At 60.8% G+C, this 22,546-nt stretch carries 17 protein-coding genes and 1 other RNA gene; 8 read left to right on the top strand and 10 right to left on the bottom strand.

The window, feature by feature from the left end; genetic code table 11:
- Nucleotides 1-14 precede the first annotated feature (14 nt).
- The 4 genes from Q7V46_RS09705 to Q7V46_RS09690 are packed head-to-tail and all read left to right on the top strand — an operon-like array spanning nucleotide 15 to nucleotide 6,471.
- Nucleotides 15-527 (top strand): TRAP transporter small permease, encoded by a 513-nt coding sequence (locus Q7V46_RS09705; RefSeq protein WP_304913319.1) that lies wholly within the window; start codon nucleotides 15-17, stop codon nucleotides 525-527.
- A 34-nt stretch (nucleotides 528-561) separates the two neighbouring features.
- Nucleotides 562-1,854, top strand: coding sequence for a TRAP transporter large permease (locus Q7V46_RS09700; RefSeq protein ID WP_304913318.1), 1,293 nt, complete (start codon nucleotides 562-564; stop codon nucleotides 1,852-1,854).
- Between the two features lie 24 nt (nucleotides 1,855-1,878).
- A complete protein-coding gene (locus tag Q7V46_RS09695; RefSeq protein WP_304913317.1) occupies nucleotides 1,879-2,841 on the top strand; it encodes a TRAP transporter substrate-binding protein in 963 nt (320 codons plus the stop codon).
- Nucleotides 2,842-2,853: 12 nt separating this feature from the next.
- Nucleotides 2,854-6,471, top strand: coding sequence for a hydantoinase B/oxoprolinase family protein (locus Q7V46_RS09690; RefSeq protein WP_304913316.1), 3,618 nt, complete (start codon nucleotides 2,854-2,856; stop codon nucleotides 6,469-6,471).
- Between the two features lie 264 nt (nucleotides 6,472-6,735).
- On the opposite strand, the gene lapB is transcribed toward Q7V46_RS09690, so the two are convergent.
- The 9 genes from lapB to gyrA form a co-directional block, all read right to left on the bottom strand.
- Nucleotides 6,736-7,881, bottom strand: coding sequence for a lipopolysaccharide assembly protein LapB (gene lapB, locus Q7V46_RS09685; protein ID WP_304913315.1), 1,146 nt, complete (start codon nucleotides 7,879-7,881; stop codon nucleotides 6,736-6,738).
- The gene (locus Q7V46_RS09680) at nucleotides 7,871-8,164 is read right to left on the bottom strand and encodes a lipopolysaccharide assembly protein LapA domain-containing protein (protein ID WP_370690313.1); all 294 of its coding nucleotides are present in this window, start codon (nucleotides 8,162-8,164) and stop codon (nucleotides 7,871-7,873) included. The genes lapB and Q7V46_RS09680 overlap by 11 nt, the downstream gene beginning before the upstream one ends.
- Nucleotides 8,165-8,242: 78 nt before the next feature.
- Nucleotides 8,243-8,563 carry an integration host factor subunit beta gene (locus Q7V46_RS09675; RefSeq protein WP_370690312.1) on the bottom strand — a complete coding sequence of 107 codons (321 nt, stop codon included), beginning with the start codon at nucleotides 8,561-8,563 and terminating at the stop codon, nucleotides 8,243-8,245.
- Between the two features lie 99 nt (nucleotides 8,564-8,662).
- Nucleotides 8,663-10,345 (bottom strand): 30S ribosomal protein S1, encoded by a 1,683-nt coding sequence (rpsA, locus tag Q7V46_RS09670; RefSeq protein WP_304913312.1) that lies wholly within the window; start codon nucleotides 10,343-10,345, stop codon nucleotides 8,663-8,665.
- Between the two features lie 183 nt (nucleotides 10,346-10,528).
- Complete coding sequence (locus Q7V46_RS09665; protein WP_304913311.1) at nucleotides 10,529-12,580, bottom strand: bifunctional 3-phosphoshikimate 1-carboxyvinyltransferase/cytidylate kinase; 2,052 nt, start codon at nucleotides 12,578-12,580, stop codon at nucleotides 10,529-10,531.
- Nucleotides 12,581-12,643: 63 nt separating this feature from the next.
- Nucleotides 12,644-13,522: a prephenate dehydrogenase/arogenate dehydrogenase family protein gene (locus Q7V46_RS09660; RefSeq protein WP_304913310.1), complete on the bottom strand. Its 879-nt coding sequence runs from the start codon at nucleotides 13,520-13,522 to the stop codon at nucleotides 12,644-12,646.
- Nucleotides 13,523-13,552: 30 nt separating this feature from the next.
- Nucleotides 13,553-14,650, bottom strand: a complete 1,098-nt coding sequence (gene pheA, locus Q7V46_RS09655) for a prephenate dehydratase (protein ID WP_304913309.1) — start codon at nucleotides 14,648-14,650, stop codon at nucleotides 13,553-13,555.
- A gap of 5 nt (nucleotides 14,651-14,655) precedes the next feature.
- Entirely contained in the window at nucleotides 14,656-15,747 is a 1,092-nt protein-coding gene (gene serC, locus Q7V46_RS09650) for a 3-phosphoserine/phosphohydroxythreonine transaminase (RefSeq protein WP_304913308.1), read from the bottom strand.
- Nucleotides 15,744-18,386: a DNA gyrase subunit A gene (gene gyrA / locus Q7V46_RS09645; protein WP_304913307.1), complete on the bottom strand. Its 2,643-nt coding sequence runs from the start codon at nucleotides 18,384-18,386 to the stop codon at nucleotides 15,744-15,746. The genes serC and gyrA overlap by 4 nt, the downstream gene beginning before the upstream one ends.
- A gap of 262 nt (nucleotides 18,387-18,648) precedes the next feature.
- On the opposite strand from gyrA, the gene ompA reads away from it, so the two are divergent.
- The 4 genes from ompA (at nucleotide 18,649) to ssrA (ending at nucleotide 21,145) form a co-directional block, all read left to right on the top strand.
- Nucleotides 18,649-19,293, top strand: coding sequence for an outer membrane protein OmpA (gene ompA / locus Q7V46_RS09640; protein ID WP_304913306.1), 645 nt, complete (start codon nucleotides 18,649-18,651; stop codon nucleotides 19,291-19,293).
- Nucleotides 19,294-19,361: 68 nt separating this feature from the next.
- Entirely contained in the window at nucleotides 19,362-20,069 is a 708-nt protein-coding gene (ubiG, locus tag Q7V46_RS09635; protein WP_304913305.1) for a bifunctional 2-polyprenyl-6-hydroxyphenol methylase/3-demethylubiquinol 3-O-methyltransferase UbiG, read from the top strand.
- Entirely contained in the window at nucleotides 20,066-20,743 is a 678-nt protein-coding gene (locus Q7V46_RS09630) for an HAD-IA family hydrolase (protein WP_304913304.1), read from the top strand. Before ubiG ends, Q7V46_RS09630 begins: the two co-directional genes overlap by 4 nt.
- A gap of 13 nt (nucleotides 20,744-20,756) precedes the next feature.
- Nucleotides 20,757-21,145: a transfer-messenger RNA gene (ssrA, locus tag Q7V46_RS09625) on the top strand.
- A 518-nt stretch (nucleotides 21,146-21,663) separates the two neighbouring features.
- Here the strand turns inward: ssrA and Q7V46_RS09620 are convergent.
- Nucleotides 21,664-22,536, bottom strand: coding sequence for a fumarylacetoacetate hydrolase family protein (locus Q7V46_RS09620; RefSeq protein WP_304913303.1), 873 nt, complete (start codon nucleotides 22,534-22,536; stop codon nucleotides 21,664-21,666).
- Between the last annotated feature and the right edge of the window lie 10 nt (nucleotides 22,537-22,546).

Below are 22,546 nucleotides of genomic sequence, written 5' to 3'. Positions count from 1 at the left end.
ACCAGGAGCGTGCGGTGTCCAGACTCGTCTATGCGTTTTATCAGGGGCTGCTGGCGCTGTCCTGCCTGTCCATGTTGGCCGCCTTCGGCTCCGTGGCGCTGGGGGTGGTGGCGAGGCAGGCCCGGTGGGACATCCCTGGCCTGGACGCCTATGCCGGCTACGCCATCGTCTGCGGCCTGTTCCTGGCGCTGCCCGCCACGCTGGCCAGCGGCGACCACATCCGCGTGACCCTGGTACTGGACCGGTTGACCCCTTCAGTTAGAGCCCCCATGGAGTGGTTCTGCCTTGTCATGGGGCTGGTGGTTGCGGGTGTCATGGCCTGGTTTTCCATTCGGCTGGCCTGGTTGTCCTGGGTCACGCACGACGTGTCGCCGGCCGCCGATGTCACACCACTGTGGATTCCCCAGATGGGCGTGGTGCTGGGCAGTATCGGCTTTGCAGTGGCATTTGCTCACGCCCTTGTTGTGCGTTGGCACGGCGGCGACCTCATGGCGAAGACCGGTGGCGAAGCCGCACGCGCCGAATGACAGCAGCCAGCAGCGCTGAAACAGAAAGAACAATATGGACGTCGTGATCGCCTTGGCACTGATGGTGCTGCTGTTTGCCATTCTCGGCTCGGGTCTTTGGATCGGCCTATCGCTCATGGCGGTGGCCTACATCGGCATGGAACTGTTCACCTCCCGTCCGGTGGGCGACAGCATGATGCTCACCATCTGGAGCCACACTTCCAGCTGGACCCTCACTGCTCTGCCGCTGTTTCTTTGGATGGGTGAAATCCTGTTTCGCAGCAAGCTGACAGACGACATGTTCAAGGGCCTGGCCCCCTGGCTCGAGAGCCTGCCGGGGCGGCTGCTGCACACCAACGTGGTGGGCTGCACCATCTTTGCTGCCATCTCCGGCTCGTCGGCCGCCACCTGTGCAACAGTGGGCAAAATCACGCTGCCCGAGCTGGAGAAGCGCGGTTACCCGGAGGAGATGTCGGTGGGCACGCTGGCCGGCTCCAGCACGCTGGGCCTGCTGATTCCGCCTTCCATCATCCTGATCGTCTATGGCGTGGCGGCCAACGTCTCGATTGCCAAGCTGTTCCTCGCGGGGGTCGTTCCCGGGCTGCTGCTGGCGGCGCTGTTCATGGGCTACATCATGGTTTGGTCTCTGCTCAATCCCACCAGGATACCGGCTGCCGGCTTTCGCATGAGCTTCCTGCAGAAGGTTCTGGCCGCGCGCCACCTGATTCCGGTGGTGGTGCTCATCGGGCTGGTGCTGGGTGGCATCTACAGTGGCGTAGCGACCGCCACCGAAGCCGCAGCGGTGGGCGTGGCAGGTGCACTGGCACTATCGGCGATCGAGGGTTCGCTGAACTGGAGCCGTTTCAAGGAAGGACTGGTGGCGGCCTGCAAGGTGTACTGCATGATCGGACTCATCCTGGCAGGCGCGGCCTTCCTCACGCTGGCCATGGGCTTCATCGGGCTGCCGCGGCACGTGGCGGAGTTCATCGGCGCGCTGAATCTCTCACCCTTTGTGCTGATGCTGATGCTGATCGTGTTCTTCATCGTGCTCGGGTGTTTCCTGGATGGCATCTCCATGGTGGTGCTCACGATTGCTGTGCTGCTGCCCACGGTGGAGGCTGCTGGGTTCGACCTCATCTGGTTCGGCATCTTCATCGTGCTGGTGGTTGAGATGGCTCAGATCACGCCGCCGGTGGGCTTCAATCTGTTCGTGCTGCAGGGACTGACGCGCCGGGAAGTGACCTGGATCGCTCGCACCGCACTGCCGTTGTTCCTGTTGATGGTGTTCGCGGTCATCACCAGCTATTTCGTGCCCGACCTGGTGCTCTGGCTGCCGAATCGGGCCTGACCCTCCGCGACTCAGGAGACACCCATGAAATGGATTGTTCTGGCTGCGCTGGCTGCAGCATCGGTGGCGCACGCCCAGACCCAGTGGAAGCTGGCCACGGGTTACCGTGCGGAGTCCTTCCATACAGAGAACGTCGCGCAGTTTGCGCGCGATGTGGACCGGACCACCGCAGGCGCACTGAAAATCACCGTGCAACCGAACAACACACTGTTCAAACTGGGCGACATTCGTCAGGCTGTGGAAGACGGCAAGTCGGAGGCTGGTGAAACCATCATGACCAGTCTGGTGGGTGAGATGCCCATCACCGGGGCCGATGCGATCCCCTTTGTCGTCAGCAGCTATGCCGATGCCCGCCGTTTGTGGAACCTGCAACGTCCATTGATCGAAAAGCACTTTGCTGCGCGCGGGCTTGTGCCGCTGTACGCCGTGCCCTGGCCGCCGCAGGGTCTGTTTGCCAGCGCGCCTGTGCAGTCGCCAGCGGACTTTCGTGGCACTCGCATGCGCACCTACAACCAGTCCACCCAGCGTATTGCGCAGATGCTGGGCGCCACACCGGTGGATGTGCCCATGGTAGAGGTGAATCAGGCACTCGCCAGTGGCAAGATGGACAGCATGATCACCTCCGCTGTCACCGGCGTGGAAAACAAGGTGTGGGGCCAGATCGGCCACTACTACACCATCAATGCCTGGTTTCCCAAAAACATCGTTTTTGCCAACCTCAAGGCGGTTCAGTCACTGTCCCCTGGGGTGCGCCAGGCCCTGCTGACGGCCGCCGTCGAGGCTGAGGAACGTGGCTGGGCACTGAGTGAGCAGGTCGCCGATGCCTCAACCCGGGAGCTGACTCAGCAGGGTATGAAGGTTGGCCGTGTATCGCCCAGCTTCGAAGCCGAGCTCAAGCGCATGGGTGAACGGTTCTCCCGTGAATGGGTGCAGTCCGTGGGCAACGAAGCGAACGTCATTTTCGTGCCCTGCCATTTTCAACGCTAAAGTCCCGTCATCATGCAAGACACACCCTCTCCCACAGACAATCGCTGGCAGTTCTGGATCGACCGGGGCGGCACATTCACCGACATCGTGGCAAAGAAGCCTTTGCCCGATGGCAGCTTCACCTTGATCACCCACAAACTGCTTTCCGAAAACCCCGAACAGTACCGCGATGCGGCCGTGGCCGGCATCCGCCACCTGCTTGGGCTGAAAGCAGGTGAGCCTGTCACACCCGACCTGGTCGAATGCGTGAAGATGGGTACCACCGTGGCCACCAATGCGCTGCTCGAGCGCAAAGGGGAACCCACCTTGCTGGTCACCACACGCGGTTTCCGCGATGCACTGCGCATCGCCTACCAGAACCGCCCACGCCTGTTTGATCGCAACATCGTGCTGCCTGAATTGCTTTACACCGAGGTGATTGAAGCCCAGGAGCGCATGGGTGCCGTGGGCGAATTGGTACAACCCCTGGATGAAGCCGCATTGCGTGACGACTTGCTCGCGGCGTATGGCCGAGGCCTGCGCAGCGTGGCCATCGTATTCATGCACGGCTACCGTTTCACCGAGCACGAAAGCATGGCCAGCCGCATTGCGCGCGAGGTGGGCTTCTCGCAGGTGAGCACCTCGCACGAAACCAGCCCGATGATGAAGTTCGTGAGCCGGGGCGACACCACAGTGGTCGACGCCTATCTCTCGCCCATCCTGCGCCGCTACGTGGACCAGGTGGCCGGTGAAATGCCGGGCGTGAAGCTGTTCTTCATGCAGTCCTCTGGGGGGTTGACGGACGCCAGGGCCTTCCAGGGCAAAGACGCCATTCTGTCCGGTCCGGCCGGTGGCATCGTGGGCATGGCACGCACAGCCGGACTGGCGGGGCACGAGAAGGTTATCGGCTTCGACATGGGCGGCACCTCCACCGACGTCTCGCATTACGCGGGTGCGTTCGAACGCGAATTCGAGACCCAGGTCGCCGGAGTGCGCATGCGCGCACCCATGATGAGCATTCACACCGTGGCTGCAGGCGGGGGCTCCGTGCTCGCGTTTGACGGTGCGCGTTTTCGCGTCGGGCCGCAAAGCGCGGGTGCCAACCCTGGACCTGCGAGCTACCGTCGTGGCGGTCCGCTTGCGGTCACCGACGCCAATGTGATGACCGGCAAGATCCAGCCGCACCACTTTCCCAAAGTGTTCGGGCCCGGTGCCAACGAGCCGCTCAGCCTCGACGCCGTGCGAGAGAAGTTCGAGGAATTGGCGACACGGACCGGGCGCAAGCCTGAAGAGGTGGCCGAAGGCTTCATCAACATCGCGGTGCAGCAGATGGCCAACGCGATCAAGAAGATTTCGGTGGCACGGGGCTACGACGTGACCCGCTACACCCTGCAGTGTTTCGGTGGAGCAGGTGGGCAGCATGCCTGCCTGGTGGCCGACGCCCTGGGCATGACGCGGGTGTTCGTCCACCCGCTGGCCGGTGTGTTGAGCGCCTATGGGATGGGCCTCGCCGACCAGAATGTGATCCGTGAGCAGGCGGTGGAACTGCCCCTGGATGCAGCTGCGCTGCCGGTGGTCGCCGATCAACTCGACAAGCTCGCCGCCACCGCCCAGCGGGAGCTGGAAAGCCAGCAAGTCAGCGCAGGGCCGGTGACCCTCCACCACCGGGTGCACGTGCGCTACGAAGGCAGCGACGCGGCTCTGGTGGTACCGTTTGGCGATCTCGCCACCATACAGGCCGGATTCGAGGCGGCCTACCGGCAGCGGTTCGCGTTTCTCATGCAAGGCAAGCGCCTGGTGATTGAGGCTGTGTCGGTTGAAGCGGTGATCGCAGGCGATGCGCCGGACGAGCCTCGCTTTGACACCTTCGAGGCACGCGAAGTCCCCCGTCGGGAGACCGTTCGCATGTATTCGGGCGCCCAATGGTTCGACGCCGCGCTGGTGGTGCGCGAAGACCTGCGGCCCGGCGACGTGATCCCCGGACCGGCCATCATTGCGGAGAAGAACGCCACCACGGTGGTGGAGCCGGGCTGGGAGGCGGTGCTCACCGCCCTCGATCACCTGGTGCTGGACCGCCGCATCCCGCGCAATGCGTCGTTTGCCGTTGGTACCACGGCCGACCCGGTGCTGCTCGAGGTGTTCAACAACCTGTTCATGAACATTGCCGAACAGATGGGGCTGCAGCTGCAGAACACCGCCTATTCCGTCAACATCAAGGAACGGCTCGACTTCAGCTGTGCGCTGTTTGACGCCGAAGGCAACCTGATCGCCAACGCACCCCACATGCCGGTGCATCTGGGCTCCATGGGCGAAAGCATCAAGACCGTGATCCGCGAGAACGCGGGCAAGATGCAGCCGGGCGATGTGTACGCCCTCAACGACCCTTACCATGGGGGCACCCACCTGCCCGATGTGACCGTCATCACACCGGTGTACCTGGGGGCAGGGGGGCAGGACAAGCCGCTGTTCTATGTGGGCAGTCGCGGACACCATGCAGATATCGGTGGCACCACGCCAGGCTCCATGCCGCCGTTTTCCACCCGTATTGAGGAAGAGGGCGTTCAGATCAACAACGTCAAGCTGGTGGACCGAGGTGCGTTGCGCGAAGCCGAAATGATCGCGCTGCTGCAAAGCGGCGAATACCCTTCACGCAATCCGCAGCAGAACATGGCCGATCTCAAGGCGCAGATCGCCGCCAACGAAAAAGGCGTGCAGGAACTGCGCAAGATGGTGGACCAGTTTGGCCTGGACGTGGTGCAGGCCTACATGGGTCATGTGCAGGACAACGCCGAGGAGTCGGTGCGCCGCGTCATCACGCGCTTGAATGACGGCGAGTTCACCCTGCCGCTGGACAACGGCGCGCAGATCCGCGTGGCCATCCGTGTGAACACCAAAGCCCGCAATGCCGAGATCGACTTCACTGGCACCTCTGCCCAGCAACTCAACAACTTCAACGCGCCCACGGCGGTCTGCATGGCCGCCGTGCTCTACGTGTTCCGCACGCTGGTGGACGACGACATCCCGCTCAACGCAGGCTGCCTCAAGCCGCTCAAGGTGATCATTCCCGCAGGCTCCATGCTCAACCCGAACCCGCCAGCCTCGGTGGTGGCCGGCAATGTCGAGACGTCGAGCTGCATCACCAATGCGCTGTATGGCGCCCTGGGTGTCATGGCGGCCAGCCAGTGCACCATGAACAACTTCACCTTCGGCAACGCCACCCACCAGTATTACGAAACCATCTCGGGTGGCAGCGGTGCTGGTGACGGTTTCGACGGCACCAGCGTGGTCCAGACCCACATGACGAACTCAAGGCTGACCGATCCGGAAGTGCTGGAATTCCGCTTCCCTGTGCGGCTGGAAAGCTACGAAATACGCGACGGATCAGGTGGGAAAGGGCGATGGCAAGGCGGGAATGGCGGCGTTCGCCGCGTCAGATTCCTCGAAGACATGACGGCCAGCATCCTCTCCAACGGCCGGGTGCACGGTGCCTTCGGAATGGCGGGCGGGCAGCCCGGCCAGGTAGGGATCAACCGCGTGGTGCGCAGCGACGGTCGCATGGAAGAACTCGCCCATATCGGTCAAGCCGAAATGAAACCCGGTGACATCTTCGAAATTCACACGCCAGGCGGCGGCGGGTATGGCACACCATAGCTGGGCTATCTCTTCCGGGGCGGAATGACCCATCCCAGAGATACCGTCGGGCCGGCTTTGCCGGACGACTGGTATCGCCCTTTTGAGGGGGTGACGCGCTGACAGCGCGGCGCAGGGGTGGGCCAATCCTTCCGGAGCGAAGTGCCACATTCCAGAGATACCGTCGGGCCGGCTTTGCCGGACGACTGGTATCGCCCCCTCGAGGGGGTGACGCGCGAAGCGCGGCGCGGGGGTGGGCCAATCCTTCTGGGGTGGACCAATCCTCTACAGCTCTTCGACCCGACGGGCCGGGTAGCTGTCCCAGGTCTGGCATCCGGGGCAGTGCCAGAAATGTTGCTGTGCTTCAAATCCGCAAGCTGCGCACCGGTAGCGTTTGAGCGGCATGCTGGCTTGGGCTAGTGCTGCCTGCACAGGTGCCTGGGCGGCAGGGTTGGAGAGTTGTTCACCGGCCAGCCACTGGGCCGCCAAAACGAGGGAAGACTCCCGAGCCAGATGGGTCAGGTACTGTGTCCTCGCGCGTTCCGAGTCTTCGCAGAGGCTGGCCAGAGCTTCGGTCACGTCAATCGATGGCGCGCGCTGGTCGCTCGCCATGAGCAACTGCCTCGCCTCATCCTGTCGCCCGGTCTGTCGGGCCAGATCGGCCAGTGCGTGGGCGGCGAGGGGTGTGGCAGCGGGTGCCCGTTTCTGCATCTCGCGCAAGGCATTGAATGCAGCATCCAATTGGCCGGATTGTGATTTCAAGGAAGAAAGCGCAAGCCATCCACGCGCCAGTTGCGGTGCCCGGGCCACGGCATCGTTCAACATGTTCAGCGCCGCCTCTGTGTCGCCGGCGCGCAGCGCCTGTTCGGCTTCTTCACACAGGTAGTGCGCCAGGCGGTTGGCGAAACTGCCCTGTTCAGCGGTTTCGAGCTTTTCGGCAATCAACTTGGCTTGCGGCCAGTCTCGCGAGCGTTCGTAGATGGATAACAGCGCGAGCAAGGCTTCGGCTTCAAAGGCAGAGCCTGCCAGGCGATGCAAGGCAGACTCTGCGCGGTCCAGCAGACCGGCTTTCAAGAAATCCAGTGCAAGGGCGTGTTGTGCCCTGTCGCGCTCTTTGCGACCGATATCAGCCCTCGAAAGCAGGTGCTCGTGAACGCGTACTGCCCTGTCGTAATCGCCCCGGCGGCGAAAAAGATTACCCAGTGCGAAGTGCAGTTCGGCGGTGTCCGGATCGCCTTGAACCGCTTCAATGAACGCGTCGATGGCTTGATCCTGCTGCTCGTTGAGCAGGTGGTTCAGGCCTCGAAAGTAGGCCTTGGGTGCCTGTCGGCCCTCTATGCGCCATTGACGCAAATCCAGCCGGGATGCGATCCAGCCCAGGGCGAAGGCAAGGGGCAGGCCCCACAACAACCATGTGAAATCAAAGTCCATGCCGCGGATCGTGGGGCTCTGGGAACTGGCTCAACTGGCTTGCGTCCATGTCGGTTGGCAGTGCGGCAGGTGGCAGCGCCTGTCTGGCTTTGCGTGCGCGCAGCCAGAGGGGCAGCATCACGGCAACGCCGAGGAACACGCCAGCGATCAATGCCAAAAGCAAGATGAGCACCAGCGGTGCCTGCCAGCTGGCGCCAAAGAAGAGTCGCAGTGTGACATCGTCCTGGTTGTTCAGGGCGAAGGCGAAAAGTGCAAAAAAAATGGCTGCGTTGAGCAGCCACATCAGGTATCTCAAATCGTCCCCTTTGTGGTGAGACGATTGTAGCGATCCGGGCACAAGGCCGGATCGGCTATCAGCGCACTACGCGGCCTTCTGTGGCTCACGCCCCAGAATTTCCGCCGTTCTGGCATCCACATGTTCGCGCAGAGCTTTGCCTGGCTTGAAATGCGGCACCCGCTTCTCCGGGATCATGACGCTTTCGCCCGAACGCGGATTGCGTCCGATACGGGGAGATCGCCGGTTGACGGAGAAGCTGCCAAAACCACGGATCTCGATTCGGTGCCCTTTGACCAAAGCATCACCCATGGCGTCCAGGATCGCCTTCACGGCAAACTCGGCATCGCGATGGGTCAATTGGCCAAAGCGGTTGGCCAAAGCTTCAACAAGGTCTGATCGGGTCATTGTGTGGTGATTGAGCGCTGGACTTGAGGCGTTCGGCATGCATGCATCGGGCGGGGAAAACCCACCCGATGCATCAAGTCGAACGCCGAGCCTCGGCTATCAGTTGTTGTTGTCCAGCTTGGCGCGCAGCAAGGCGCCAAGGCTCGTGGTGCCGGCGTTTTCGCGGGACGACTGCTGGCTCAGGCTGCTCATGGCTTCCTGCTGGTCAGCGGCGTCCTTGGCCTTGATGGACAACTGGATGTTGCGGGTCTTGCGATCCACATTCGTCACCACAGCGCTCACTTCGTCACCTTCCTTGAGCACGTTGCGTGCATCTTCCACGCGGTCGCGGCTGATCTCGCTGGCGCGCAGGTAACCCAGCACGTCTTCGCCCAGGTCGATCTCGGCGCCCTTGGCGTCCACGGTCTTGACCTTGCCGGTCACGATGGAGCCCTTGTCATTCACCGACACGAAGGTGGTGAACGGGTCGCCGTCGAGTTGCTTGATGCCCAGGGAAATGCGCTCGCGCTCCACGTCGATGGCCAGCACGATGGCTTCCACTTCCTGGCCCTTCTTGAAGTTGCGCACGGCGGCTTCGCCGGTTTCGTTCCAGGACAGGTCGGACAGATGCACCAGACCGTCGATGCCGGCAGCCAGACCGACGAACACGCCGAAGTCGGTGATCGACTTGATCGGGCCCTTGACACGGTCGCCACGCTTGGTGGCTTCGGCAAACTCGTGCCACGGGTTGGCGCGGCACTGCTTCATGCCCAGGGAGATGCGGCGCTTGTCTTCGTCGATGTCGAGCACCATGACTTCGACCTCGTCGCCCAGCGACACCAGCTTGTTCGGTGCCACGTTCTTGTTGGTCCAGTCCATTTCGGAGACATGCACCAGGCCTTCGATGCCGGGTTCGAGTTCCACGAACGCGCCGTAGTCGGCGATGTTGGTGATTTTGCCGAACATGCGGGTACTCTGTGGATAGCGGCGCGAAACGCCCATCCACGGGTCATCACCCATCTGCTTGAGACCCAGCGAAACGCGCTGCTTCTCGGTGTCGAACTTGAGGATTTTCGCGGTGATCTCCTGGCCGGCCTGAACGACTTCGCTCGGGTGGCGCACACGGCGCCAAGCCATGTCGGTGATGTGCAGCAGGCCGTCGATACCGCCCAGGTCAACGAACGCACCGTATTCGGTGATGTTCTTGACCACGCCGTTGACGATGGCGCCTTCCTTGAGGGTGTCCATCAGTTTGGCGCGCTCTTCGCCCATGGAGGCTTCCACCACGGCGCGGCGGCTCAGCACCACGTTGTTGCGCTTGCGGTCGAGCTTGATGACCTTGAATTCCAGGGTCTTGTTTTCGTAAGGAGTCAGATCCTTGGTCGGACGGCTGTCGACCAGCGAGCCCGGCAGGAAGGCGCTGATGCCGTTGACCATGACCTTCAGGCCGCCCTTGACCTTGTTGCTGGTGGTGCCGGTCACGAAGTCGCCGGATTCCAGCGCTTTTTCCAGAGACATCCACGAAGCGAGGCGCTTGGCCTTGTCGCGAGAAAGCAGGGTGTCGCCGAAGCCGTTTTCGACCGAGTCGATGGCCACGGAAACAAAATCGCCCACCTGCACTTCGAGTTCACCCAGATCGTTCTTGAATTCAGCCAGTGGCACATAGGCTTCCGACTTCAGACCAGCGTTGACCACCACATGACTGTGTTCGATACGAACAACCTCAGCGGTGATGACTTCGCCCGAGCGCATTTCTGCGCGTTTGAGGGACTCTTCGAACAGGGCGGCAAAAGATTCAGACATTGAATTTCCTAAAACCGCTCAAAGCCGGGCACAGCAACGCGCAGGACGTGCGAAATGCGGATCGGCGAATGGGCGGTGTTGACGTTGCGGGCCGAAGCGCCGCGGGGTTAAGGGTCAAGAACCATCGGGCCTGCGGGCTGTGAATACCCGGCGGGGCCGTCTGGGCCAAGTGCACCGGCAAGCTCAAACCTTTGAGAATGCCGATCTGTCTTGCCACCAGATCAACATCTGATCGATCGATTGCTCGATGCTCAGACCGGAGTTGTCCAAGTGCAAGGCGTCTTCGGCGGGCTTGAGCGGCGCGTGACTGCGGGATGAATCCCGCTCATCGCGTCGGAGCAAGTCCGCCAGAAGGTCGTTGATATTAGCAGCAAATCCTTTTGAAATCAACTGCTTATGTCGCCGTTGCGCGCGCTGGCTGGCGCTGGCGGTCAGAAACACCTTCAGGGAAGCATCGGGAAAAACAACCGTGCCCATGTCACGCCCGTCGGCCACCAGGCCCGGGAGCTGGCGAAAGTCATGCTGGAGTTTCAGAAGTGAAGACCTCACCTGTGGCACTGTGGACACCCGCGAGGCGGCCATACCTGCAGATTCGCTGCGCAGGTCCTCGGTCACATCGTCGCCGTCGAGCAGGATCTGATCCCCCAAGAAACGCACCTGCATGCTTGAAGCCAGTTCGCCCAGCAGATCGGCGTGGGAAGGCTGCATCAGCACTGCTTCGTCTGTTGAAATGCCAGATCTTTCCGCTGCCAGACCCACGAGCCGATACAAGGCTCCGGAGTCCAGCAGATGGTAGCCCAGCCGCTGTGCCAGAGCGGCTGCCAGTGTGCCTTTGCCAGACGCGGTGGGACCATCAATGCAGATCACAGGGATGTTGGCTGGCGGAGCCTGGCACACCTGGAACAAGGTCTCGAAGTAGTCGGGAAAGGTCTTGCCCACGCACTTGGGGTCTTCAATGCGCACCGGCAGTCCGGCCGGGTTGAACGCCGCCAGCGAGAAACACATGGCAACCCGGTGGTCGTCGTAGGTGTGAATGCTGGCGGGGAGCCAGGCATCGGTGGTCGCTGGGGGCGTGATTCGAATGAAATCCGGACCTTCCTCCATCGATGCACCCAACTTGCGACATTCATTGGCCATGGCAGCGATGCGGTCGGTCTCCTTGACACGCCAGCTGGCAATGTTGCGCAGCGTGGACGGACCATCCGCATACAGCGCCATCACTGCCAGTGTCATGGCCGCATCGGGGATGTGGTTGCAGTCAAGATCGATGGCCTTCAACGGCCAGGTGCCTCTTTTGATGTGCAGTGCGCTGTCGTCACCGCTGATGTCGGCGCCCATGAGCCTCGCTGCTTCAATGAACCGGATGTCACCCTGAATCGATGCCAGCCCCACGCCTTTGATCGTGATGCCGTCGTTACCTGGCGAGCAGGGCGCGATGGCGCCCAGCGCAATGAAATAGCTGGCCGACGAAGCATCACCCTCCACAGGGATGCGCCCGGGAGACTGGTATTGGCTACCGGCTGCAATGGTGAATCGTTTCCAGTCATTGCGCTTCACTTCCACACCGAAGCGCTGCATCAGATTCAGCGTGATTTCGATGTAGGGACGGGAAATCAGCTCACCCACGACATCGATTTGAATATCGTGGGAACGGGCGGCCAGTGGAAGTGCCAGCAGCATCGCCGTGAGGAACTGGCTGGAGACATCGCCCCGGATCTGAATGGGCGCGTGAATCGACAGTTCGGTGGGCTTTCCGGTGCCCAGGCGCAAAGGCGGATAGCCTTCATTGAGCGTGTAAGCCACTGGGCAGCCCAACTGGCGCAAGGCATCCACCAGGTCCCCGATGGGACGCTCGTGCATGCGCGCGACGCCGCTGAGCTCGAAGCGACCGCCATGTTGGCAGGCCAGCACGGCCAATGCTGCTGCGAGAGGACGCATTGCTGTGCCGGCGTTGCCCAGAAACAGCGCTGCCTTCTTGACTGGCAATGCGCCGCCCAGGCCATGTACCCGCACCACACCGTCTGCAAGCCGATCAACACGGCATCCCAGGGCCACAAGCGCCTGAAGCATGACCTGCGTGTCGTCTGAGTCCAGCAGGTCGATGATGTCGGTTGGGCCGGTACTCAGCGCAGCCAGCAGCAGCACGCGATTTGAAATGCTCTTGGAGCCTGGCAGTTGCACCCTCCCGCCAGCGCTCACCAGGGGTGGAATGTCGAGGTGGTCAATTGAGTACATTCGCGCAATGGAGCCGTGCGTGGCTCGTTGGGTCAATCAAGTGGGTGGGGCAGACCCTGTATTTCAGGCTTGGGACTTGATTGCAGTCATGCGCCAATGCGATCGGGCAGAACTGGCACCGTCAATCAGGGCCTCCAGCGCATCAGGGTTGCCCGCTGCGATGGCGGTTTCCAGCGCGTGCAGGGCGCGTTGAAAGTGCCTGGATTGCGCGATCAGCTCTTCCCGGTTGGAGATGAGGATGTCGCGCCAGATGCTGGGGTCGCTGGCCGCAATGCGGGTGAAGTCCCTGAAACCGGGCCCGGCCAGAGAGAGGAAAGTGTCGCCATCGGCCTGCCCCTTGATGGAGTTCATGAGCGCAAACGCGATCAGGTGGGGCAGATGGCTCACGGCTGCGTAGGCGGCATCGTGCGCTTCGGGCGACATCTGCCGCACGTGGCAACCCAGTGCCGTCCACACCTGATTGGCCTTTTCCAGCTGGGCCGTGAGGGTGCGCTCAATCGGCGTCAGAATGACCTGGCGTCCGCGATACAACTCGGCGTCGGCATGCTCCACACCTGCCAGCTCCTTGCCGGTGATTGGGTGAGCGGGAACAAACACCCCCACCTGATCGCGCAGCACCCGGCGCGCGGAGTCGATCACTTCGCGCTTGGTCGATCCGACGTCCATGACGAGGGTGTTCGGTGTCACCAGATGGCGAATGGCCTTGAAGGTGGCCTCCGTGGCAGCCACGGGCACGGCCAGAAGCACCAGATCTGCGCCTGATACCGCCAGCAGGGCCGATGGCGCCTCCACATCGATCACGCCCATCTGTCGGGCGCGCTCAGTGGTGGAGGGCGATTTGCTGTAGCCCACGACGCGCTTCACCAAGCCGGCCTTCTTCAGAGCCAAGGCAAATGAGCCACCCATCAGGCCGCAGCCAATCAGGCCAAGTTGTTCAAACATACAGATTCTTCAAATGAGGGCGGTTGGGTGTCATTCTGTGACCGGGTAGGCGCCCAGAACCTTGTAGAAGGCGCAAAGACTCTGGAGTTCCGCCAACGCAGCTGCGACGTGAGGCTGGGAAGGATGTCCTGCGATGTCGATATAGAAGTAGTACTCCCACTGCCCGGATTTGGCAGGGCGGGACTCGAACCGGGTCATGGACACGCCGTTGTTCTTCAGCGGAACGAGCAGATCGTGTACGGCGCCCGGCCGGTTGGGCACCGACACCACGAGGCTGGTGCAGTCCTTGCCGGACGCTGGCGGCATGGCAAGCGTCTGCGGAAGGCAGATCACCGCAAACCGGGTCCGGTTGTAGGCTTCATCCTGAATGGCATGGGCCACGATGTGCAGACCAAACTGAGCAGCCGCTCGTTCACTGGCCAGGCCGGCCCAGTTTGGTTGGGTGGCGGCCAGTCTGGCGCCCTCTGCGTTGCTCGAAACTGCACGCCGCTCGGCATTCGGCAGGTGTTGCGACAGCCAGTTCTGGCACTGCGCCAAAGCCTGTGGGTGGGCCATGACCACTTCGATGCCGTCCAGGTTGTTGATTTGCCGGAGCAGGTTGTGGCGGACCAACAGGCTGACTTCGCCCACCACGTGCACGGGTGAGCGCAAGAATAGGTCCAGCGACCTGGCCACCACACCCTCGGTTGAGTTTTCCATGCCCACCACGCCATACTGTGCAGTGCCCGCCGCAGTGGCGTGAAACACCTCATCAAAGTTGGCGCAGTAGATCAGATTGGCGGCACTGCCAAAAAACTCGATCGCCGCCTGCTCGCAAAATGTGCCCTGCGGGCCGAGCACTGCCACGCGCTGCGGCGCTTCGAGCGCCAGGCAGGCCGACATGATCTCTCTCCAGATTGAGGCCACGTGCTGGTTCAGCAGAGGGCCCTGATTGGCCGCCTGGATCTTCTCGATCACCTGTGCAACCCGGTCAGGTCTGAAAAAGGGTGAGCCTTCCTGGCGCTTGATCTCGCCGACCTGTTCCGCCACATGGGCGCGCTGGTTCAGCAGCGAGAGCAGTTGCTGGTCCAGGGCGTCGATCTGGACGCGCAACGCGCCGAGCGAGTCCGATTGTTTGGGTTGCGTCATGCTTGTCAAGCCTGGGTTCGTTCGAAGTCGCGCATGTGGTCGACCAGCGCCTGCACGCCTTCCATCGGCATTGCGTTGTAGATGCTGGCCCGCATGCCCCCCACAGACTTATGTCCCTTGAGCTGCAGCAAGCCGCGGGCCTTTGCTCCCGCCAGAAAGGCGTCGTTGCGTGTTTCGTCGCGCAAAAAGAACGGCACGTTCATGCGCGAGCGGCAATCCCTGCGCACCCTGTTTACATAAAAATCGGATCCATCAATGAACCCGTACAGCAACTCGGCTTTGGCCACATTGCGCCGTTCCATCTCAGCCACGCCACCCTGCCTTTTTATCCACTGGAAGGTGAGGCCTGCCATGTAAATGGCATAGGTTGGCGGGGTGTTGTACATCGACTGGTGTTTGGCCACCGTGGCGTAGTCGAACGCGCTTGGGCAGGTGCTCATCGATCTGCCCAGCAAGTCCTCTCGCACGACCACCAGGGTCAATCCTGCGGGGCCCAGGTTTTTCTGGGCGCCACCGAAGGCCAGGCCGACCCGGGTCCAATCGACCGGACGAGATGCCACGTGCGAGGAGAAGTCGACTACCAGGGGTGCGTCGCTGCCCAGTGCTTTCAGATCCGGGAGTTCATGGAACTCGATGCCGTTGATGGTTTCATTGCTGCAGATGTGCAGGTATTGCGCGTCAGCGCTCAATTGCCATTGGCCAGGAGCAGGAAGGGCGGTGTGCTTGTCCCGAACATTGCTGGCGGCCTCATGGACCCGGCAGTACCGCTGTGCTTCGATTGCCGACTTCTGGCTCCAGCTACCCGTGACAACGAAGTCGACGGTGGAGCCTTGCGACAGGTTCAGGGGCACGATGGCGTTTTCGGCCAGGCCTCCGCCCTGCATGAACAGTACCTTGAAGTGGTCGGGAATTGCCAGCAGCTCGCGCAGATCGGCCTCTGCAAGATCCCGGATCGACATGAACTCTTTGCCGCGATGGCTCATTTCCATCACGCTCATGCCGCTGCCATGCCAGTCCAGCATCTCTCCAGCAGCCTCTTGCAGGACTTCGGCAGGCATCGCGGCTGGACCCGCCGAAAAATTGTACGGGCGCATCATGGGGCGTCGCTGTCCGCCTCTTGCGCACCGTCCGCCTCCGGCGTGTCGGTCACGTTGGCATCGTTTTCCACGATGCGCTGCAATCCGGAAAGCTCGGACCCTTCGTCCAGTGCAATCAGCGTGACGCCCTGGGTTGCCCGCCCCATTTCCCGGATTTCGGAAACACGGGTTCGCACCAAGACGCCCATGTCGGTGATCAGCATGATTTCGTCATCGTTGTGCACCAGCGTGGCGGCAACAACCTTGCCGTTGCGCTCACTTTGCTGGATGGCGATCATGCCCTTGGTGCCGCGCCCATGCCGCGTGTACTCGGAAATGGACGTGCGTTTGCCATAGCCATTGACGGTGGCGGTCAGCACGCTTTGTTCTTCATCTTCGGCCACCAGCATGGCGATCACGCTTTGCCCATCTTCGATCATCATGCCGCGCACGCCGCGTGCGTTGCGTCCCATTGGACGCACGTCGTTTTCGTCGAAACGAACCGCTTTTCCTCCATCGCTGAACAGCATGACATCGTGCGCTCCGTCGGTCAGTGCGGCGCCCACGAGGAAGTCGCCCTGATCGAGGTCCACCGCAATGATGCCGGCTTTGCGCGGGTTGGAGAACTCGTCCAGCGCGGTCTTCTTGACCGTGCCCATGCTGGTCGCCATGAAAACATAACGGTCAGACGGGAAGGTGCGCATTTCTCCCGTGAGAGGGAGCACCACATTGATCTTTTCACCCTCTTGCAGCGGGAACATGTTCACGATGGGCCGGCCACGTGAGCCGCGTGAACCGGCGGGCACTTCCCATACCTTCAACCAGTACAGACGGCCCCTGTTTGAGAAGCACAGAATGTAGTCGTGTGTGTTGGCGATGAAGAGCTGGTCGATCCAGTCGTCTTCCTTGGTGGAAGTGGCCTGCTTGCCTCTGCCGCCGCGCTTTTGTGCACGGTATTCGGCCAGTGGCTGGCTTTTTATGTAGCCACTGTGGCTCAGTGTGACCACCATGTCGGTGGGTGTGATCAGATCCTCCGTGCTCAGGTCCTGTGCACTGTGCTCGATTTCACTGCGGCGCGCGCCCAGTTTGGTTTGACCGAATTCCAGCTTCACCTCGGTGAGTTCTTCACCGATGATGGTAGACACCCGCTCAGGCTTGGACAGGATGTCCAGCAAGTCGTCGATTTCACTCATGACCTGCTTGTATTCGGCAACGATCTTGTCCTGTTCCAGACCGGTCAGGCGCTGAAGGCGCATTTGCAGGATTTCCTGCGCCTGGGTCTCGGAGAGCCGGTACAGCCCGTCTGAACCCATGCCGAATTCGCGCTCGAGCGACTCCGGACGGTAGTCATCTGCATTGACCACACCGCCATCCTCCCTGGCGCGGGTAAGCATCTCTCGAACCAGCTGGCTGTCCCATGGCCGGGCCATGAGCTCGGTCTTGGCCACAGGTGGCGTCGGAGCGCCCCGGATGATGGCGATGAACTCATCGATGTTGGCCAGTGCCACAGCAAGACCTTCGAGCACATGCCCTCGCTCCCGCGCCTTGCGAAGATTGAACACTGTGCGGCGGGTGACCACCTCGCGCCGGTGTTCGAGGAAGACCTGGACAAGTTCCCGCAGGTTGCAAAGCCGGGGTTGCCCGTCGACCAACGCCACCATGTTGATGCCGAAGGTGTCCTGCAACTGGGTCTGTTTGTAAAGGTTGTTGAGCACCACCTCGGGTACTTCACCGCGCTTGAGCTCAATCACCAGCCGCATGCCGGACTTGTCCGACTCGTCTTGAATGTGGCTGATGCCCTCGATCTTTTTTTCGTGAACCAATTCGGCGATGCGTTCCTGCAGCGTCTTTTTGTTGACCTGATAGGGCAGTTCGTCAACGATGATGGACTGACGCTGTCCCTTGTCGATATCTTCGAAATGGCATTTGGCACGCATCACCACCCGGCCACGGCCGGTGCGATAGCCGTCCTTGACGCCATTGACGCCGTAAATGATCCCGCCTGTCGGGAAATCAGGTGCGGGAATGATTTCCATCAATTCGTCAATGGATGCCTCGGGGTTCCGGAGCAAGTGCAGACAAGCGTCCACGACTTCATTGAGGTTGTGGGGCGGAATGTTGGTGGCCATGCCCACGGCAATTCCGCCGGATCCATTCACCAGCAGATTGGGAAGCCGCGCGGGCAGGACCAGCGGTTCCTTTTCAGAGCCGTCGTAGTTGGGTCCGAAGTTGACCGTTTCCTTGTCGATGTCTGCCAGCATTTCGTGGGCAATCTTCGACATGCGAATTTCTGTGTAACGCATCGCAGCCGCGTTGTCGCCGTCGACAGAGCCGAAGTTGCCCTGCCCATCCACGAGCATGTGACGCAGCGAAAAATCCTGTGCCATTCGGACGATGGTGTCGTACACCGCGCTGTCGCCGTGAGGGTGGTACTTACCGATGACGTCACCCACAATTCGGGCCGATTTTTTGTACGGACGGTTCCAGTCGTTGTTGAGCTCATGCATGGCAAACAAAACGCGTCGATGCACAGGCTTGAGACCGTCGCGTGCATCGGGGAGTGCACGCCCCACGATGACGCTCATGGCGTAATCCAGATAGCTTCTCCTCATCTCCTCTTCCAGGCTGATGGGCAGGGTCTCTTTGGCAAACTGTGTCATGGGTGGCGTCGGGTGTACGAGATCAAGCCAAAAGGCAACCTGACATTTTAGGGTGCTCAGCCGACCTGCCGCGATCGACGAGTGTGTTGCGGTTCAACAACGAATCGGTCTGCGAAGCCAAAAGTGGTTACAACAGGTGCTTCATGCGTCGCATTGGCCCCCATAGGCTTGTGGCACAATGAATTCAACGCTTTGGGTGGTGGTCACTTCAAGCGTCAATTTCTGTAACGCAGCAAGTCTGCGGCTCACTAAGAGGAATACCATGAAAAAACTGAATAAAGTGGCAATGCTGATTGCAACCGCCGCCATGGCAACTGCTGCGGGTGCCCAAACCGTGGACAACTGGCGCGCGGCCGATGGCACCGTCTGGAAAAACGGCACCAATGAACTTTGCTGGCGCAATGCCGGCTGGACGCCAGCCACCGCCGCCGTTGGTTGCGATGGCGCGATCGTGCCTGTTGCCGCACCCGCACCCGCACCTGCAGCTGCACCAGCACCTGCACCAGCGCCTGCACCAGCACCTGCACCAGCGCCTGCACCAGCCCCCGCTGCTGCCAAGGTGACGTACGCAGCCGATGCCTTCTTTGACTTTGACAAGGCCGTGCTCAAGCCTGAAGGCCGGGCCAAGTTGGATGATCTCGCCAGCAAGGTTGGCGGTATCAACCTGGAAGTCGTCATTGCCGTGGGACACACCGATTCCACCGGCCCTGCTGGCTACAACCAGGCGCTGTCTGTTCGCCGCGCTGAAGCTGTCAAGGCTTACCTGGTGAGCAAGGGTATCGAAAGCAATCGCATTTACACCGAAGGCAAGGGTCTGACCCAGCCCGTGGCTGACAACAGCACCCGTGAAGGTCGTGCCAAGAACCGTCGCGTTGAAGTGGAAGTTGTGGGCACCCGCGCCAACTGATCACCGGGCAACCGATAAAAAAACCGCGCTTCGGCGCGGTTTTTTTGTGTCCTGACGATAATCGTGCCATGAATCCAAACATCAATGCCGACCCTGCCGAACTGGCCAAGTTTTCTGATCTGGCACATCGCTGGTGGGATACCGAAAGCGAGTTCCGACCATTGCATCAGATCAACCCGTTGCGTCTGGCCTGGATTGATGGACTTGCAGACATTGCAGGAAAACAAATACTTGACGTCGGTTGCGGCGGCGGCATTCTCGCGGATTCCATGGCTCGCAAAGGAGCCAAAGTCACCGGGATTGATTTGTCTTCCAAGGCCTTGGGCGTCGCACAATTGCACGCTCTGGAGGCTGCAACGCCCAATGTGAGTTATGAAGAAATCAGTGCAGAGGAGCTTGCCAAGGCGCGACCGGGCGCCTTCGACGTGGTGACTTGCATGGAAATGCTGGAGCATGTACCCAACCCCTCTTCGGTGGTCAGGGCATGTCGTGCACTGGTCAAGCCGGGCGGGTGGGTCTTTTTCTCAACCATCAATCGAAGCCCCAAGTCGTTTCTTTTTGCGATCGTGGGCGCTGAGTACATTCTGAGCATGCTGCCCAGGGGAACGCACGAATACGCCAAATTGATTCGGCCGACCGAACTCGCGAGCTATTGCCGGGAAGCAGGCCTTGAGCTTGAGCACACTCGGGGCATGGAGTACAACCCCCTGACAAACCGCTACTGGCTCAGTGGAGACACCAGTGTCAACTACATGTTCGCCACCCGAAGGCCATGAAGTTTCAACCCATCGCCGGCATCAAGGCGGTTTTGTTTGATCTGGATGGAACGCTCATAGACAGTGCGCCTGATCTCGGATCGGCGGCGGATCTGATGCGAACCCGCAGAGGGCTTCCACCGCTTCCGCTGGAGCACTACCGACCGTTCGCGGGGTCTGGAGCGCGCGGGATGCTGCGAGTGGCGCTGGAGAGGGTGCCTGCGGATCCGGACTATGAGGCACTCAAGGTGGAATTTCTGGGGTTGTATGAGTCATGCATGTTTGAGCGCACGAAGCCTTTTTCCCAAGCCGCCGAATTGTTGCAAGCCTTGGCGGAGAGGGGGGTGCGCTGGGGCGTGGTGACCAACAAGGCAGAGCGATTCGCGAAACCTCTGACGGCCTCCATGAGCATGTTTGCGGATGCAGGTACCCTCGTTGGAGGAGACACCACACCATTTGCCAAGCCGCACCCCGAACCTTTGTTTGAGGCGGCTCGGCGGCTTGCCTTGTTGCCCAGTCAATGCATGTATGTGGGAGATGACGAGCGCGATATCGTGGCCGGCAAGGCTGCAGGCATGCACACGGTGGCTGCAAGGTACGGCTATTTGGGCCATGGAGCGACGGTTTCCGGGTGGGGCGCGCATGCGGAAGTGAACAATCCGCTGGAGGTCTTGAAATTGATCGCTTTGCCTTAAACTAGAGGCTTCAGGGGCTGCACTGGTTTCGACGTGGGTTCGGACACGCAGCAGGGCATGTCGAGGTTCTGTCACCTCGTAAATCCGCAGAAAAAAACTAACTGCAAACGACGAACGTTTCGCACTCGCTGCTTAATTGCCAGTGAGCTTTGCAACAGCAGGCCTATGTGCTGGGCAAGGGTCCCTCGGGTGCAAGCCCAAGGGGTCCAGGCTGCAAAGATAATTCAATAGGCTGGTTGTGCGTCGGGTAACTTGGCGTGCAATGAGATCCAAGGTTGCTGGCGTCCTGCATAGCGTGCCACTGCGCGATGCGGGAAGTGAGACTCAAACCAGATGGCTACACATGTAGAACTGCTCGGATAAGGCTTGCGGACGGGGGTTCAAATCCCCCCAGCTCCACCAATACTGAAGCCCCAACTGTTATCAGTTGGGGCTTTTTCCTGTCTGTTTGCGCCAGTTCCCGCGTGTTGTTGGGGGTTCCTGCGGAAGCCTGCGGACTTCGCCAGCCGACCGAACTGGACGTTCCTGGCCACATTCCACTCTCTCCTGGCCATTCCTCGCTCCGACCTCGCTCCGTTGAACTGGCCCGAAGTCCGCAAAGGCCGCAACGCAGTTCTATACAGATCAAAGCGTTACGTGCGGAAGTTCAACCGCAGTGTGCGAATGACAGTTGAGTAGCGTATCGCGGACTCTCAGGTCGCCAAAGGTTCTGGATTTTGGGTGGCCGTAGATCTTGATCTTCAATTTCAATTTTCGCGCTGAGTATGTCCCTGTTCTTCTCACGGAAGGCAGAAGGTGTGAAGCATCCCTGCCTCAAGTAAATTGCGCTTTGGCGCCCTTTCCACAACGTCCGACGCGTGTGTTCCGGTGGTCGAAGGCACGGAGTGACGGTAATCGGTCGGTCAGCATCGGCGTTGGTGCTATGGGCTCGATGCCGCCTCTGAGACGAAGCGGTTCTCGATATGGCCCAGTTGATCGATCTCTGCGCGAACGACGTCACCGTGCTTGAGAAAAAACCCCGATGCGATGCCGACCCCAGCGCAGGTGCCGGTAGCGATCAGATCGCCGGGCTCGAGCGTCATCACCTGCGAAAGGTGATGAATCTGCTGCCAGATGTTGTAGATCATGTTCCCCGTGTTTTGCCGCTGCCGAATCTGGCCGTTCACAAACAGTCGCATCTCAAGTTCGTGAGGGTCGGCGATTTCATCCGGTGTCACGATCCAGGGACCGATGGGTCCGTGCGTGTCGAAAGACTTGCCCAGAGTGAAAGTCGGACTCGCTTGCTGCCAGTCTCGTGCGGTCACATCGTTGACCACGAAGTAACCGCCCACCACCGAGCGTGCATCATTTTCAGCGACGTACCTGCAACGCTTGCCGATCACGACGCCCAACTCGATTTCATAGTCCACCTTGTCGGACACGCGCGCAATCAAGACCGCATCGAACGGGCCATTGATACAACTGACCTGCTTGTTGAACCACAGCTGCGTCTTGGGGATGGGTACCCCGGCTCGGCGTGCCTCCTCCGCATGGTCCTGATAGTTCATGCCGATGGCGAGGTACTTCGAAGCATCGTGAATCGGTGCCTCCAGTCGCACAGCCACCAGAGCGTGACCGAACGGTGCCAGGTGCAGCGCTCCCTCGATCCGGCGCAGCAGTGCCGGACCAGCCTTCAGCACTTCGCGAATGGTCGAAGGGGCTTCGGGCAGGACCGATGCAAGCTCCACCACCCGATCACCACGCACGACGCCGATTGCCGTGCTTCCATCCACCGTGAAACGCGCAAGCTTCATATGAGGCTCC

This window comes from Hydrogenophaga sp., assembly GCF_030651625.1.
Classification (GTDB): domain Bacteria; phylum Pseudomonadota; class Gammaproteobacteria; order Burkholderiales; family Burkholderiaceae_C; genus Hydrogenophaga.
The sequence above is the reverse complement of the archived record's forward strand: the minus strand, read 5'-3'. Positions and strand labels throughout refer to the sequence as shown.

What these genes read in the sequence shown, in the direction of transcription:
- Q7V46_RS09700 (WP_304913318.1), top strand. Translation starts at nt 562, where the DNA reads ATGGACGTCGTGATCGCCTTGGCACTGATGGTGCTGCTGTTTGCCATT.
- Q7V46_RS09695 (WP_304913317.1), top strand. Translation starts at nt 1,879, where the DNA reads ATGAAATGGATTGTTCTGGCTGCGCTGGCTGCAGCATCGGTGGCGCAC.
- Q7V46_RS09690 (WP_304913316.1), top strand. Translation starts at nt 2,854, where the DNA reads ATGCAAGACACACCCTCTCCCACAGACAATCGCTGGCAGTTCTGGATC.
- lapB (WP_304913315.1), bottom strand. Translation starts at nt 7,881, where the DNA reads ATGGACTTTGATTTCACATGGTTGTTGTGGGGCCTGCCCCTTGCCTTC.
- Q7V46_RS09680 (WP_370690313.1), bottom strand. Translation starts at nt 8,164, where the DNA reads ATGTGGCTGCTCAACGCAGCCATTTTTTTTGCACTTTTCGCCTTCGCC.
- Q7V46_RS09675 (WP_370690312.1), bottom strand. Translation starts at nt 8,563, where the DNA reads ATGACCCGATCAGACCTTGTTGAAGCTTTGGCCAACCGCTTTGGCCAA.
- rpsA (WP_304913312.1), bottom strand. Translation starts at nt 10,345, where the DNA reads ATGTCTGAATCTTTTGCCGCCCTGTTCGAAGAGTCCCTCAAACGCGCA.
- Q7V46_RS09665 (WP_304913311.1), bottom strand. Translation starts at nt 12,580, where the DNA reads ATGTACTCAATTGACCACCTCGACATTCCACCCCTGGTGAGCGCTGGC.
- Q7V46_RS09660 (WP_304913310.1), bottom strand. Translation starts at nt 13,522, where the DNA reads ATGTTTGAACAACTTGGCCTGATTGGCTGCGGCCTGATGGGTGGCTCA.
- pheA (WP_304913309.1), bottom strand. Translation starts at nt 14,650, where the DNA reads ATGACGCAACCCAAACAATCGGACTCGCTCGGCGCGTTGCGCGTCCAG.
- serC (WP_304913308.1), bottom strand. Translation starts at nt 15,747, where the DNA reads ATGATGCGCCCGTACAATTTTTCGGCGGGTCCAGCCGCGATGCCTGCC.
- gyrA (WP_304913307.1), bottom strand. Translation starts at nt 18,386, where the DNA reads ATGACACAGTTTGCCAAAGAGACCCTGCCCATCAGCCTGGAAGAGGAG.
- ompA (WP_304913306.1), top strand. Translation starts at nt 18,649, where the DNA reads ATGAAAAAACTGAATAAAGTGGCAATGCTGATTGCAACCGCCGCCATG.
- ubiG (WP_304913305.1), top strand. Translation starts at nt 19,362, where the DNA reads ATGAATCCAAACATCAATGCCGACCCTGCCGAACTGGCCAAGTTTTCT.
- Q7V46_RS09630 (WP_304913304.1), top strand. Translation starts at nt 20,066, where the DNA reads ATGAAGTTTCAACCCATCGCCGGCATCAAGGCGGTTTTGTTTGATCTG.
- Q7V46_RS09620 (WP_304913303.1), bottom strand. Translation starts at nt 22,536, where the DNA reads ATGAAGCTTGCGCGTTTCACGGTGGATGGAAGCACGGCAATCGGCGTC.